This is a genomic window from Komagataeibacter sp. FXV3 (genome assembly GCF_015155755.1).
GTDB lineage: Bacteria > Pseudomonadota > Alphaproteobacteria > Acetobacterales > Acetobacteraceae > Komagataeibacter.
The window spans coordinates 1-14068 of sequence record NZ_VWPI01000009.1 but is presented as its reverse complement, the minus strand read 5'-3'; the positions used below and the strand labels follow the sequence as shown (position 1 = coordinate 14068).

The following is a 14068-nucleotide window of genomic DNA, read 5'->3' as shown; positions in this document are numbered from 1 at the left end:
TGCCCGCTGCGCCCGCGATCTGTTTTCTTGCCAAGGCACAGCGGTTCCATTTGCGCCCATTGGGCGTCTGTCAGTACGAAGCGATCCATACGGATTTTGAATCACATTTGGTGACTTTGAAAAAGTACAATTCCCAACAAACCCTGAAAAAAGCTTCACCAAAAACTTCTTTACCAAAGACAGGGATTTCAGACCTTCCGCAGGGAGAAGGTCTTATCACCGTCGCGTCCTTTACCGCATCATGGTTGTGACAGGGTCTGGTGCGCGCGTTCGATAATGAACTGGCGGATGCTTTCAATTTCATCCGGTTTCATGGATTTCTCGAACCCGTCCATGCCAAAACTGCTTAGCGCCCCCTTGCCCACGATGGCGTAGAAACTGTTTTTATCCTGAATTGCTGCGGATTTCCGCAGGTCAGGCAGGACACCATTCCATTCTACGTTCGCCCCATGGCAGTACTGACAGTAATTCTGGTACTGCTGGCTTCCCGCCAGTGCCTGGCGGGGCACGAACGAGGCCGGTGGCGGGGATGAGGGAACAGGCGCGTCACTGACAGCCGGCAGATGGTCCTTGCCATCAAGGGCAAAGGCAAGCACACGGGAATGATTGACAGCCCCGGTTTCCTGACGGGCCAACCCGGTGGCAAACAGGCCATACGATCCGCCCCAACCGACTTCAATGGCGACATACTGCCGCCCACCGATACGATAGCTGACGGGAGAGGCGATGATGCCACTCTGTGCATCAAAGCTGAACAGATCCTTCCCATCATGCGCGTCATAGGCATGGAACGTGCCATCCGTCAGGCCCTGGAATACCAGGTCACCTGCGGTGGCGAGCGTCCCGCCATTCGCGGGACCTTTCTGCACCACTTCCCAGCGTGCTTTCTGCGCTATGGGATCCCACGCTACCAGCGATCCCCGCAGGTCCCCGACAGCAGCTTTCTGTGCCGCGATGGATGGCATTTTGTCATCTGGCTGAATATCCAGCCCCAGATTCCAGCCATCCGGCAAAGCCTTGAATTTACGTGCGCCCTTCAGGTGATCGGGCACCTGCTGGGTCGGCAGGTACACCAGCCCCGTGCGGGGGCTGTAGCTCATCGCGGCGATACCGTGCCCACCCATATCCCCCGGAAAGACATAAAATGGCTTGCCGGTGACGGAATACTGTGCGTCAGGATTAAAGATTGGCCGCCCGGTTTTTGGATCCAGTCCCTTTGCCCAGTTGACGAAAACGAAGTTCTTGCCAGAAATGAACGCCCCAGTCGCGGCATCCAGAACGTAGAAAAAGCCGTTTTTGGGCGCATGCACGATCACATGCCGCATCTGCCCATCAAGGGGCAGGTCAAGCGTCATGATCTGCTGGGTTGATGTATAATCCCACTGGTCTTCAGGTGTCTCCTGAAAATGCCAGACATATTCCCCCGTATCCGGCTTTACGGCGACAATACTGTCAAGGAAGAGGTTATCTCCCTTCCCGTTGGAACGGATGCCATAACTCCATGGCGACCCGTTACCTGCCCCGAAATAGACCAGATCCGTAACGGGATCATAGACGATCGAATCCCATACCGTGCCGCCACCGCCCTGCCGCACCCATGCGCCCGTGGGGCTCCATGTTGGATAGGCACGGGCCATGAGAACCGTATCGGATGGCGCATGGTCGGGTCTGTTATGCGGATTGGGCACCGTGAAGAACCGCCAGTCCAGTTTGCCCGTTTCCGCATCGAATGCCGAAATGAAACCACGGGCACCGAATTCCGCCCCCCCGTTTCCGATCAGTACCCTGCCCTTTGCAATACGCGGTGCGCCGGTAATGGTATAGGCCATCTGCTGCCCCAGGTCGGCATCTGTCGGGATCGTATCAACACTCCAGATAACCTTGCCATTCTGGGAATCCAGGGCAATCAGCCTGTTGTCAAAAGTGGCCAGATACAGCTTGCCATTCCAGTAGCCCAGGCCACGGTTCACAATATCGCAACACCCACGGACGCCGACTTTTCCGTTCACCTTCGGGTCATAGGCCCATAGCAGGCGTCCGGTCGCGGCATCCAGCGCCTTGACCTTGCTCCATGCGGTGGTGGTGTACATAACCCCGTTGACGATCAGGGGCGTTGCTTCCTGCCCCCGGTTAGTATCCAGATCGTAATGCCATGCCAGATGCAGGCGAGCGATGGTTTTGGCATTGATCTGCTTTAACGGGCTATATCGCTGTTCTGAATAGGTACGGCCATGGGTCAGCCAGTCGCCGGGATGATCATCGGCATGAATAATGGCATCTGCTGTTGATTCTGCGTGAACCGGAACACCCGCACACAGGAGCATTCCCATGCCCAGCAGGATATCACGCAACCGAAGTTTGAAAAGATCTTGACCCTGGATAGTATTATTATACCGCATTCCCATAGAGCATATTTCCTTTCCTGATAAAGTCCGTTCGACTTAAATATTTTTATATCGTATCGAATATCAACAGAAATTACACGTGGGTTTTTCCCATCATCAACCAAACATCCTGCCCACAAATGGACCGTGCATCGGAAGGAGAAATGAACCCAACATATCCTGAATGATCGTAAATAAATTTACAGGGCTGGCATAGGATAAGCCAATAAAGAATTGATATGTCATATGAAAGCACGTCGTCGCTGCCGTCTGGCACTTGCCACCCAAAGGCGCCTTCTGGAGCACTTCGTTGTGGGCACACCCGCGCGGAGTGCTGCGGAAATTGTCGGCGTCAATCGCAATACAGCGACCCTGTTTTACCGTAAGATTCGGGAAATCATTGCCGCGCATAATGCTCTGGAAGCGCCCCTTGAAGGAGAGATCGAAGTCGATGAAAGCTATTTCGGCGGACATCGCAAAGGTAAAAGAGGGCGAGGTGCTGCAGGAAAGGTCGCCGTTTTTGGGCTACTCAAGCGTGGCGGCCGCGTCCATGCAGTCATGATCCCCGATGCGGGAAGCCGGACGCCCATGTCGGTCATTCGAAAGAAAATACGTTCAGATTCAATCGTTTATTCAGACACATGGCATGCCTACAGGACGCTTGATGTCTCCGAGTTTCGCCATGAACGGATCAATCACGCCACGCGCTTTAGCGACGGGCGGAACCATATCAAAGGCATTGAGAACTTCTGGAGCCAGGCGAAGCGGCATCTGCGGCGATACAATGGAACTCCCCGGCAGGATGTCCATCTCTTCCTTGCCGAGTGTGAGTGGCGTTTCAATCACCGCTCACTCAGGAAACGCCTGCAAACCCTCGCTCAATGGGCTAACATCCCCATCGGATCCCTCACTTAATCTCCTTACCTATGCCAGACCTTATTTAAATAATATTTATTTATTAACGGATTTGGGATCATATATAATAATATAAATAAACGTTTGACTAAATTAATGAATTGGTATCACCTGCCCTTTCCATTACGAACAAGAAGTGAGACCAATTATTGTATAACTGGCGGGATAAGGCATGTTTTTTGCCTGAATTTCGGCATTTATGTCGATGACAATCTATTATCTCCTTGACTATTACAACAAATAGTACATTGCCTGATATATTATACACTCCCAGGATTGCAGTCCCGCCTTACCTCCTGCATATCTGTGAGCAATCAAAATCATATGGGGGTATCGATGTGACTGCAGCATTTGTAGCACCGCCCGTTGCATCTGACGGATTTTCCCTGAGAACGGCAGCACCGGCGTAACCACTGATCTGACCTGCGGTCATAAAAAATCAAGTGGACATCCATTTCTATCCGTAACCGCGTGCAGTTTGTATTCATGCCGCCTTAGACAACCGATCAGGCAGCTGGCATCCCTTTTTTACCCGCTGGCTCGAGGCTGTATGATGTACCCTGAGTCAGGTGCATGATCATGATGATCTGCGGCTCAGCCGCTTTGCTCGCCAGTCCTTCCATTATTCGGGCAAAGATCCCCGTAGTGCCCCAACGTTTTCGGTGCCTGTAAAGCGTCTTGTTCGACCATGCTCCTGTGACGCATCATACCAGCGCAAACCATTGCGGTTCACGAAAATAATCCCGCCCGGCATGCGGTGATCATCCACTAGAGGGGGCAACCATGGGTCTTTGGAAAAAACGGCTGTAGACGGGCCAACGGCTCGTCCGTCAGCCAGTACAGGTTACTCATCTTCAGGCTCCTCACAGAGGCTGAATCAAAGTCTCTCCAAAAAATCTGGATCCTGAGCTTAATGCCCAGCGGCCTTCGTGCGCGCCAGTCCAATGACGCCCACGATGGATATCACCGCAAGGAGAGAGAAAAAAACCGCAAGCGGCAGCCATTGCCCCGCATAATGGGCGGCGATGAGCGTGCCGATCAGCGGGGTGAAACCGGAAATCAGCGAAGAACTGGTCTGATAGGCAATCGAAATGGCGGTATAACGGATCGCAGGCCGAAATGCCGCCGCCATATACCCGGCCACAACGGCGTAAAAGGCGGACAAAGTCACAATAGTCACTGAAATACCCGCCGAAATCAGCCAGATATCATGGGTTCGCAACAGCAAGAACATGGGATAGGGCAGAAAAATACAGGCTGTTGCCGTGGCCAGCAGGAAGCGCGTCTCCCCTATCCGTTCGCCGGTCCATGCCGCCAGTGGTTGGGTGATGAGTTGCAGGAAAGTGGCAATGAACAGGGCATTAAGGATGGTTTCGCGGTCAATATGTTCATAATGCGTCGCATAGCTGATCAGGAACGTGTTCATGAAGAAAAAACCTGCCGTCCCGATAACGGCGGCGGCACCGGCATAAACGATTTTCATCCACTCTCCCGACAGGGCACGCAGGGATGAAGGCGGCGGCGCTTCCGCATTTGCGGCCTGGGCAAGGAATTCAGGGGTTTCATGCAGTTGTCGTCGCAGCACGTAACAACCCAGCGCAATGCCACCGCCCAGCAGGAACGGAATACGCCACGTCCAGGCCAGAAACGTTTCCAGCCCAAAGGCATTGGCCATGCGAAAGGTCAGCAATGCCAGCAGCATACCAGCCGGACTGCCAAGCTGGGCAAAGGAAGCGGCAAATGTCTTGCTACCCGCTGCCGCATGTTCACTGGCCATAAGCACGGCACCGCCCCATTCGCCCCCGACCGATATGCCCTGCACGATACGCAGCGCCACCAGCAGGACGGGCGCCCATATTCCGATGGACGCATAGCCCGGCAGCAGGCCCACCCCCATGGTGGCCATGCCCATTGCCGCCACGGTCAGGGTCAGTATCCGTTTGCGCCCCCAGCGATCCCCCAGAATGCCGAATATGGTCCCAGCCAGGGGGCGGGCAACGAAACCCGCCGCCAGCGTGCCGAAAGATGCGATATCGGAAACAGTCGTTTTTTCACCGGGAAAGAATACATGCCCCAGCACCAGCGCGGATGCCAGTGCATAGACATAATAATCATAAAATTCGAGCGCAGTTCCGACAAAAGCCGAAAGTGCTGCGCGGCGCGCATGACCGGGACCGTTGTTCACAAACCCTCCTGTTACCCTTCAGTCTTGTCCAGACCATCATATTCATAACGAAATCATTTCATTACGGCGAACACATTTTCTGTTTTTGTCTGGACTGCCCTTTCCATATGCACAGATAAAAATATTGACCATATCAATTTCAAAATAATTATAGAATATACATCCATTCCATTTGATTAAAAATAACCACCATAACCACATAATTATTTATAATAAAATTAACTAATATTTTTATTAATTAAACCATATCTTTTTATCGCTTTCCCATATGTTTTTACACGTTGGAATTTCATGTCATCATCAGGCATTCTGATCCACATGCGTTACATTCAGGCCGAAATGATACCTTTTTTTACTTCCATCCAAAGGTTCAACAGATGGTCATCATGACCATGCCATGCTATCATTGCGGCTTGATATAGACATGCAGGAAAACAAGCAGCGTGTTTCGTAAAATCCATCGCTGGATGGGACTTCTCCTCATGCTTCCCCTGGTCCTGCAGGGACTGACCGGAACGTTGCTGATCGTCATTCCACTACTGCTGCCACAACGCCCCCATGTCACGGCGACCGGCGCACAGGCCGGGGCTGAAGCCATAATCGCCGCATCCCGCCCTTGTGCTCCGTCTGGCATGATCCCACTGCGCTTCAACCCGGCACGCTGGAGCGGGGATAGCGCCATGGTCACATACGGGCCTGCAGGGGAACGGCATCCGACCTTTGAGGTGTTCGTCAATCCCAACCATCCGGCGGTTATCAATACATACGTTGTTCCGTCCTATATCCGCTTCATGCATAATCTGCATGCGGATCTGTTCCTGCTGCCCTATGGACAGACAGCCACGGGCATAATGGGGATCATACTAAGCGCCATGGCCCTTACAGGCCTAGTCATATGGTGGCCCCATCCCGCATTGTGGAAAACGGGAAAATGGCGCAAGACCGTCATGATTTCACCCCGTGCACGTGGCCTGCGCCTGTGGCGGGAGATGCATGTCAGTTCAGGATTCTGGTTTTCGCTGCTGCTGCTTTTTCTGTCACTGAGCGGGTCCGTGCTGGCGTTTCCCTTCGCACGCCCGCTGTTTGGCATTAACCGTCCTGCGCCTCATGAACATAGTCATCATGACCATATGCCCCCGGCTCCGGTCATGGGTGAACAGGGGTTGGACGGAACACTGGCCATGCTGAAAAGCCAGATGCCGGAGGCAACCCTGTTATCAGTCCAGCTGGGGGAACGCCCGGCGCAACAGTCGCTTGAGATCATCCTGCCTGCCTATGGCGCCAACCACCCGGCCACCGTTCAATACAATGCACATGAAGGCCGCATGCACATAAGCCGCGACCCGGGGCAGCAACGCTGGGGGGAATGGAGCTTCCAGTGGCTGCATATGCTTCATGAAGCAAGACTTGCCACCCCTGCCCCCGTCGCCGTCATATGGAAAACTACCGTGGCTATGGGTGGACTGGCACTTGCCGTGCTGGCGTTCTCGGGCCTGGGTATGTGGATTATACGCCGTCGTAACGCAGCACGACGCGAAAATGGGTCGTAACGGTTAAACCCGCATTGCCGGTTATGATGGGCGCAACGATATCATTTACCGCTCATGCCGCCATAGGGCATCTACACAGGCTGCAAATCATAGAGACGTTTTTTGATGAAGCTTTTTTCAAAAATCTTCAGGAAATGCCGCCTTTTTAAAAAGACGGCATTCAAAAACTTTTATTTTTTTCAATGTGTTATTTAAAGAAACCTCCACCTCCAAAACGCCACCGACGCAAAAGAGGCTTGGTACGAGAGTGCCTGTAATTGATTCACATATGGCCTGACTGAAAGGGCGGCATCCAACACATAGCGGGATCGAAACAGCAGGTATGGCCTGCCGATAATCTCGACATTTCCACTTTTATGCCGCCTTCGTCATACGCCTCCCATATTCCGAAAAGCCGACCATTTCCAACCGACCAGAATATGCTGCCATTCCTGCGGCCATAGACAGATGAACGCTCTTTCAATTTTATTACGTGTCATAATATCTTACCTGACAACGTTTGCATTTGCGGGTAACCGGACTACAGGCAGAATGCATCGAAAGGTTCAGCGGAATACCATTCCCCCATCGATCAACACCGATTGTCCCGTCATGTAATCTGAATCCGCACTGGCAAGCCATGCGACAAAGGCAGCGACGTCATCTGGCGTTTCCGCACGGCCAAGGGCGATACCACTGACATATTTCCGATAGGTTGCACCAATTTCCGCACCGGTTGCTTCCGCCATGCGTCGGTCTATCTCTACCCACATATCAGTCCCGACCACACCTGGACAATAGGCATTCACGGTAATGCCAAAGGGGGCCAGTTCCTTTGCTGCCGCCTGTGTCAGCCCTCTGACCGCAAATTTCGTGGCGGAATAGACCCCAAGGAAGGCATATCCCTCATGCCCGGCAATGGAACAGGCATTGATGACCTTTCCCTTACGGGCCAGCTTCCTGAATGCCTGTGCGGCAGCCTGAATGCCCCATAACGTGCCGTTGACGTTGATCTGGAAGATACGGTCCATATCCTCCACACTGACATCCAGTAATGGCCTGACCTGTGCCACACCGGCATTATTGACCATGATGTCAATGCCACCCAACTGATCCACCGTCTGGTCAATCATGGAAAAAACCTGGTCACGCACACTGATATCAGCGGCCAGCGTAATGACCCTGCGATCAAGTGCCAGTATTTCCGCACGAACATCAGCCAGTCGGTCCTGATTGATATCAACCAGCGCCAGATCCGCCCCGTCACGCGCCAGGCGTAGCGCAATACCACGTCCGATGCCCTGTGCAGCACCTGTAACAACAGCCACCTTGCCAACGAGAGACATGAATAGTGATCTTTCTTTTTCATTTCCACACCATGGGATATGGCGGGATACTGAAAAAACGCTCCACTAGGAAAGAAGATTTAAGAAAACATATTCTTTACCAAAACCATACGAAACACATCCATTTCAGAATGCGACGTTCATGGCGGTACTGAATACTACGGCATCCCTGAATACCGTGGTACCACCAACATGATTGACGTACTGGAAATCCGGTTTGATCGACAGTCCCTCGACTATATGAAAACCGTAATACGCTTCATAAATCGTCTCATGGCCCTGAATCCCATATGGCATGCCAAAATTGCCCCCGGGCAGCACAAGACCATGAGTTGCCGCTGCTTCCTGCGACATGATGGCGGAATGGCTGAAACTGGCCCACAGGAAAGCGATACCCACGCTATCAAGCGGGCGATGCCATAATGCGCCCGTATCCATAAGAACAGCCATGAAGCTATGCTTGATCTGCGAAGTCTGGCCAGATGCATAGGCATAATACCCACCAAGGATCAGCCCGTTCATTTCACCGGGACCACGACGGACCAGCATCTGGTCGGCTATGACCCATACGGATGTCTGCCCGCTCTGCCTGCGTGCTGGCAGGCCGGTCAATACCCATGGATTTCCATGGATATCTTCATACAGGTCATCATAACGCGAATTATCGTACATCGCGCCCAGTTTGTAATGCCCCGCCAGATGATTACGCCCAAAGGCAGGAAGCCAGCCAATTTCAACCTGTGTCGATAACTTGCCCAGGCCATCCTGGGCCCATGACCAGCCGGAAATACCCCCGTTGTAATTATGGGGTGAAACAGCAAACAGTCCGCCCATGATATAGAGTTCCTTCATCGGCATTACCCGCAGGATGCCACCGATATTACCCGAAGGCCAACCCCGGCCGCCACGCAGGAATTTGGTTGGTGCCTCCCCCCCGCACAACCATACATTCATGAAGTTGCAGACCCATGGCGAGTTCTGGAAAAACACACCGGTCGGGATCCAGCCCACGGACAGATCCACCTTACGCTCAAACCATGCCTTTTCGAAATATGCCCAGACAAGATGAGCCAGCACATTGCCCCGGCTGCCGTAAATCTGTTGTACCTGATTGCTGTTATCACCAAACAATCGACTCAGGTTACGGCCATGTCCATTGACCACAAGCATATGCAGCCACAGATCCTTCGTCCATGCACGTGAATGCAGCAGAGTGTCCCAGTCAACATCCAGCGTGGTCCCTACCTGCCCTGCAACAGTATAGTCACGCTTTTTTCCGCCCATTACATTGCCGGCGAGATCTTCATAAACATCCAGCGCAACATAAAGCCCACGCTTCTGCAGCCAGGGCTGAATGCCGCCCCAATCACCCAGCATATGCGTGGTACCATAAGGCGGACCGAATGAAGGCGGCCCGTAGGGAGCCCGCAGGAAACCGGGAATTGTTTCATAAAAGGGCGTTGTCGGCTGCGTTTCGCCATAAGGCGTGGGATTCGAAACCTCCGGCAGCTTTTTTGTTACTGCCTTTGTGCCAAGTATCCTGCGCAACCATGCAGGCTGTTCAGGCTGTGGTGCATTTTTCACTGTGGATGTTTTGACTACATCCTGATCTGCAGCATAGGCTGGCAATACACGCAACGTATCCGGCGCTAGGCATATGACCATCATAATCAGAGATGTCACGCCGGACTGGCGAGATATTTTTCTGGTCTTGAAAATTGTTTGAAAACATATTTTTGATAAAAAATAATAAAAATTATGGGGTATCGCTCTTTTCCAAGAAAGCAGAATTTTGAAAAAATATTCACCAAGAAATTTCTTATGATTCCCGTATTTTTTTAATACTGATTTTTCAAACAGCCCCCTATCAAAACAATGATAGATTACTGATAATAAAAACCATTCACGAAGAACGCGCATGCCCTGGACCTTACGGAAATGCATGTCATGCCGTCCGGAAAACATGATAATTCCGGCAAACACCACAAGACAGGTCATACCCACAGACAGGCAGGACAAATGATTGCAGCATGTCGCCCGATCCATTAACCGGCAATCCGAACAACCGTCATCAATTGCCCTGCTTCATTTGGGTATGAATTTATTTATTTTCGTAAATAATTTTTATTTTATATTCATTTTTTTTGCCTTATTTTATTATATATTATTAGGCATTCCGTGTTTTATTTTACGAATAAACAGTTAATATTATATTGGATTTATTCCATGCTGTCCGAAGCCATATATTTGTCCATATCCATGCACGCATTATTTACTACCATATGATACGGACCATTTCTGTTACATTGACATCGCGATAGCTCATTTCCCTTTGCTTGAAAGGCACAACATGGCCTGTGCCCGCTAACGAATATTCCCCGCTTCAGGTTGCCTGTCTGTGCAGAGATATTTGCAGGTGTCTAACGAAGTAAAATCGGCACATCGCCTTCCCGCCATGGGACAAGGCGAAACATGGCGCGATCAAATAGTGGCAACGTCAGGAACGCGTGCAACCATTCCTGCAAGCGCGGCAGGGGAACGCTGGCAAACCAGTCCGGATCGGTTGCGGCAAACTGGCGTACAAACGGCGCAATAGCTGCGTCCGTCAGGCCTGGCTGGTTTCCATGCAGGAAAAATCTGGCTTTCAGTATCGTATCAATGTTTTCCAGAATCTTCAGCGCTTCCGCCCTGTGATAATTTGGATCGGACTGATAGCGATTGGCATATTTGTAACGGTCCAGATGATATTTGAATGAACCATCATTCTGCGCGATCAGGTCATGTCGGATATTGGCCAGCCAGTGCTGCGGGTCATGCTGTCCCAATGCCCAGAACATAATATCCAAACTTTCATCAATAACAGTATGATCCGGCAGAATAAAGACAGGCACCGTTGCCTTGGGTGAGGCACACAGCATGCCAGCGGGCTTGGCTGCAAGCCTGACCTCGCGGATTTCACATTCCACACCACTGGCAAGCAGGGCCAGACGCGCCCGCATGGCATAGGGACAGCGACGAAAACTATAAAGCACGGGTCTTGTGATCATGTCGTTCCTGTCAGCAACCTTCTGTCCATGCCGGCAGAATACAAAAACACGCCATGGTCAGACAAGAACATGTCCATTCCATAACGGACCGCAAGAAAAAACATGCATAATCGGGCCGCAACTTCCCCTTCCCGATCGCGTATAAGCGATTGGTCGCATATTGTGGCATTCCATGCATCCAACTGGAATATGCAAAAGGTTTTTTTGAAAACAACCAATTAAGTCCTGTTGGGAACTATGCTTTTTTAAAACGTTTGTATGTGATCCAAAGAAAGCTTGTCGGGTTGGTCAGCATTGGGAATACCGTCAAACTGCGTGCCGGAAATGCAGAACAGGAAGCGCAGGGACTGCAGGATTACGTGACAGACAGCCACCATGCTGCAGTCTAGCCCCTGATGACGTGCCACCCATACAATGCGGGGGAAAAGAAAGCTGACCTTTATGTCGCCACAGGCAATATGTCCCCACGCCTCCGCTCCGACCGGGATGGCAACCCCATACACCAGATTTCGCGATTATGTATGTTTCCACCAATGGGGCAATTTGGTGCGCTCCCCTTTTACATCCACCTACAAGGAAAGTTCCCTGTTTTTATGACTGAGAGTTTATATGACGACAACGATATCAGGACCATATCCCTAATTCCGTTATTGGCCATATGCGCAGGTGTCTTACCTGCGCACAGTGCATGTGGATACGCCACGGATTTGTGCCATTTATCAGGTTAGCCGTTAAACCACTTTCTTCTACAGCAGCATGACTAACCTGTCAGGAAAATAGTAAAACCATCCATTCGGATCTGTGAAAAATACATAAAAGCATTAACTGTATAAATCTCAACTAAAAACGATTATCCTGATATTTTTTAAGAAAGTCAAAAAGATATGGGTTATTACAATGCGCGACATTAAAGCGCATCCATGGGGAAGGTTCATAATTCGGCCGGAACAGATAACCGGGCGCAAGAAGAATATCCTCCTCTGCCGCAGACTGTGCCAGTGCCTGCATGTTGATCCCATCCCTGTCAAACCGTGCCCAGACAAACATACCCCCGGGGGGCCGGAAGTACAGCCGCATGCCAATATTGGTAAGCGCTCGACCGACGCTGGCCTGCATGCGTTCCAGACGTTCTTTCAGGCGTGTCAGATGATGACGATATTTCCCATCCTTGATGATACTGTGAATAATATATTCATTAATCCCGGATGTTGTCAGGCTGCTGGCCATTTTCTGGCGCAGGATAACCTGTGCCAGTTCGGGATGCGATGCGGTGAACCCGACCCTTACGCCCGGTGCGATCGTTTTTGAAAAACTGCCAACCTGTATCACACGCCGCATCTGGTCCAGATAGGCCAAGTTTGTCGTAATGTCTGTTGTCAGGCTAGAAAATATATCATCCTCGACAATAAGAAAATTGTATTTTTCCGCCAGATTCAAAATATGGAAAGCATTTGACGGTGAACAACTGGTCCCGGTCGGATTATGCAGGATTGTATTGGTAATGAACAGCCGTGGTTGATGTAGCCGCGCAAGATATTCAAGACGTTCAATATCCGGCCCATCAAATGTGCGCGGCACCCCGACCACATTCAGATCCAGTCCCTGCAATGCGGGATTCAGGTTACAATAGCCTGGATCGTCCACCAGCACGGTATCCTGCTTGCGGGTGAAGGCCCGCACGGACAGTTCCAACGCCTGACTTGCCCCGTGCGTCAGGATGATGCCAGCGTCGCATGTCCGTATCTTTCGCTGTGCCAGCATAAGCTGGATACTGTGTCGCAGCGGCGTATAGCCATACGGGTTGCCATATTCAAAAATGGAAGACGGCGGCTTGCGCCCCAATGAAACAAGGGCCTGCTTGATCGCATCCACAAACAGGTAACTTTCGGGCAGCCAGCCACAACCGGCCTTGATAACAGGCGCCTTCTCCTCATACGCGCTCTGTAGCAGCCAACGTGAATCCACCGACCTGTCCACCAACGTGGCCGTGGTGATCAGTGTCCGGTTGAGGGTATTGTTATGGGTTACGAAATATCCCCTTGCCCGTCGCGCTTCTAGCAATCCTTCCGCCACAAGCTTATTATAGGCATTGGAAACAGTGAGCGTACTGACCCCGCATTGTTCCGCCAGTTGCCGCACCGAAGGCAACCGTTGACCTGTCTGCAACTTCATGCCCAGAATCAGATCGCGGATACCGGAAACAATTTGGTTAACCAGCGGAACTGCACTCGAATTGTCTATATTAATATTCATAATGATATATGAAAATCTGATATGCAGGTCAAAGCTTTCATATATTGCTGCCCCTTCTGCGTAATCAATGCATATATCGTCAGTACTGCCTTCTTCAGGCCAGTATACCAAACTGTATATATCAATCGATCTGAATTGGCAACAAAGTGGCCGGCGATGCCTTATGATGTGTTATCCATTAAAAATGCGAACCGGATCATTGCCACAAAGGCCCCGTCACATCGCCGTGCGATGACCCTGAACGAATTCAGCCTGTTACAGGTTTTTCCGACAGGATTATTTTCATAGCTGTAAAGATGGCATGAATTTTCGTAATCAGCGCGCTATGGGGCCATCGGATGGGTTCGCCCGCGGCTTTCTTTTCACAGTAATCTTCACTGCAATACTGAACCCTCTTATCGATAATATC

General features: G+C 51.2%; 9 protein-coding genes and 1 pseudogene. 3 read left to right on the top strand and 7 right to left on the bottom strand.

The window, feature by feature from the left end; translation table 11 throughout:
• Positions 1-251 (top strand): hypothetical protein (locus F1542_RS17015; RefSeq protein WP_227672358.1); only part of this gene is annotated, 251 nt, incomplete at its 5' end.
• On the opposite strand, the gene F1542_RS01160 is transcribed toward F1542_RS17015, so the two are convergent.
• Complete coding sequence (locus F1542_RS01160; RefSeq protein WP_227672357.1) at positions 240-2330, bottom strand: PQQ-dependent dehydrogenase, methanol/ethanol family; 2091 nt, start codon at positions 2328-2330, stop codon at positions 240-242. The two genes, F1542_RS17015 and F1542_RS01160, sit on opposite strands and share 12 nt — an antisense overlap.
• Before the next feature lie 300 nt (positions 2331-2630).
• On the opposite strand from F1542_RS01160, the gene F1542_RS01155 reads away from it, so the two are divergent.
• Positions 2631-3299, top strand: coding sequence for an IS1595 family transposase (locus tag F1542_RS01155; RefSeq protein ID WP_193731398.1), 669 nt, complete (start codon positions 2631-2633; stop codon positions 3297-3299).
• A gap of 388 nt (positions 3300-3687) precedes the next feature.
• Here the strand turns inward: F1542_RS01155 and F1542_RS17010 are convergent.
• Positions 3688-4151: pseudogene (locus F1542_RS17010) on the bottom strand (transposase); the annotation flags it as partial.
• Between the two features lie 58 nt (positions 4152-4209).
• Positions 4210-5484, bottom strand: a complete 1275-nt coding sequence (locus F1542_RS01150) for an MFS transporter (RefSeq protein ID WP_193731397.1) — start codon at positions 5482-5484, stop codon at positions 4210-4212.
• Between the two features lie 443 nt (positions 5485-5927).
• On the opposite strand from F1542_RS01150, the gene F1542_RS01145 reads away from it, so the two are divergent.
• Positions 5928-7034, top strand: a complete 1107-nt coding sequence (locus F1542_RS01145) for a PepSY-associated TM helix domain-containing protein (RefSeq protein WP_193731396.1) — start codon at positions 5928-5930, stop codon at positions 7032-7034.
• 545 nt (positions 7035-7579) lie between these two features.
• Here the strand turns inward: F1542_RS01145 and F1542_RS01140 are convergent.
• From F1542_RS01140 to F1542_RS01125, 4 genes are all read right to left on the bottom strand, one after another.
• Positions 7580-8359, bottom strand: coding sequence for an acetoin reductase (locus tag F1542_RS01140; RefSeq protein ID WP_193731395.1), 780 nt, complete (start codon positions 8357-8359; stop codon positions 7580-7582).
• Between the two features lie 126 nt (positions 8360-8485).
• A complete protein-coding gene (locus tag F1542_RS01135) occupies positions 8486-10324 on the bottom strand; it encodes a carbohydrate porin (protein WP_227672356.1) in 1839 nt (612 codons plus the stop codon).
• A 455-nt stretch (positions 10325-10779) separates the two neighbouring features.
• On the bottom strand, positions 10780-11406 hold the full coding sequence (locus F1542_RS01130) for a glutathione S-transferase (RefSeq protein WP_193731394.1): 627 nt from the start codon (positions 11404-11406) through the stop codon (positions 10780-10782).
• A gap of 840 nt (positions 11407-12246) precedes the next feature.
• A complete protein-coding gene (locus tag F1542_RS01125; RefSeq protein WP_227672355.1) occupies positions 12247-13770 on the bottom strand; it encodes a PLP-dependent aminotransferase family protein in 1524 nt (507 codons plus the stop codon).
• Positions 13771-14068 lie beyond the last annotated feature (298 nt).

What these genes read in the sequence shown, in the direction of transcription:
- F1542_RS01135 (WP_227672356.1), bottom strand. Translation starts at nt 10,324, where the DNA reads ATGTTTTCCGGACGGCATGACATGCATTTCCGTAAGGTCCAGGGCATG.
- F1542_RS01160 (WP_227672357.1), bottom strand. Translation starts at nt 2,330, where the DNA reads ATGGGAATGCTCCTGTGTGCGGGTGTTCCGGTTCACGCAGAATCAACA.
- F1542_RS01130 (WP_193731394.1), bottom strand. Translation starts at nt 11,406, where the DNA reads ATGATCACAAGACCCGTGCTTTATAGTTTTCGTCGCTGTCCCTATGCC.
- F1542_RS01155 (WP_193731398.1), top strand. Translation starts at nt 2,631, where the DNA reads ATGAAAGCACGTCGTCGCTGCCGTCTGGCACTTGCCACCCAAAGGCGC.
- F1542_RS01140 (WP_193731395.1), bottom strand. Translation starts at nt 8,359, where the DNA reads ATGTCTCTCGTTGGCAAGGTGGCTGTTGTTACAGGTGCTGCACAGGGC.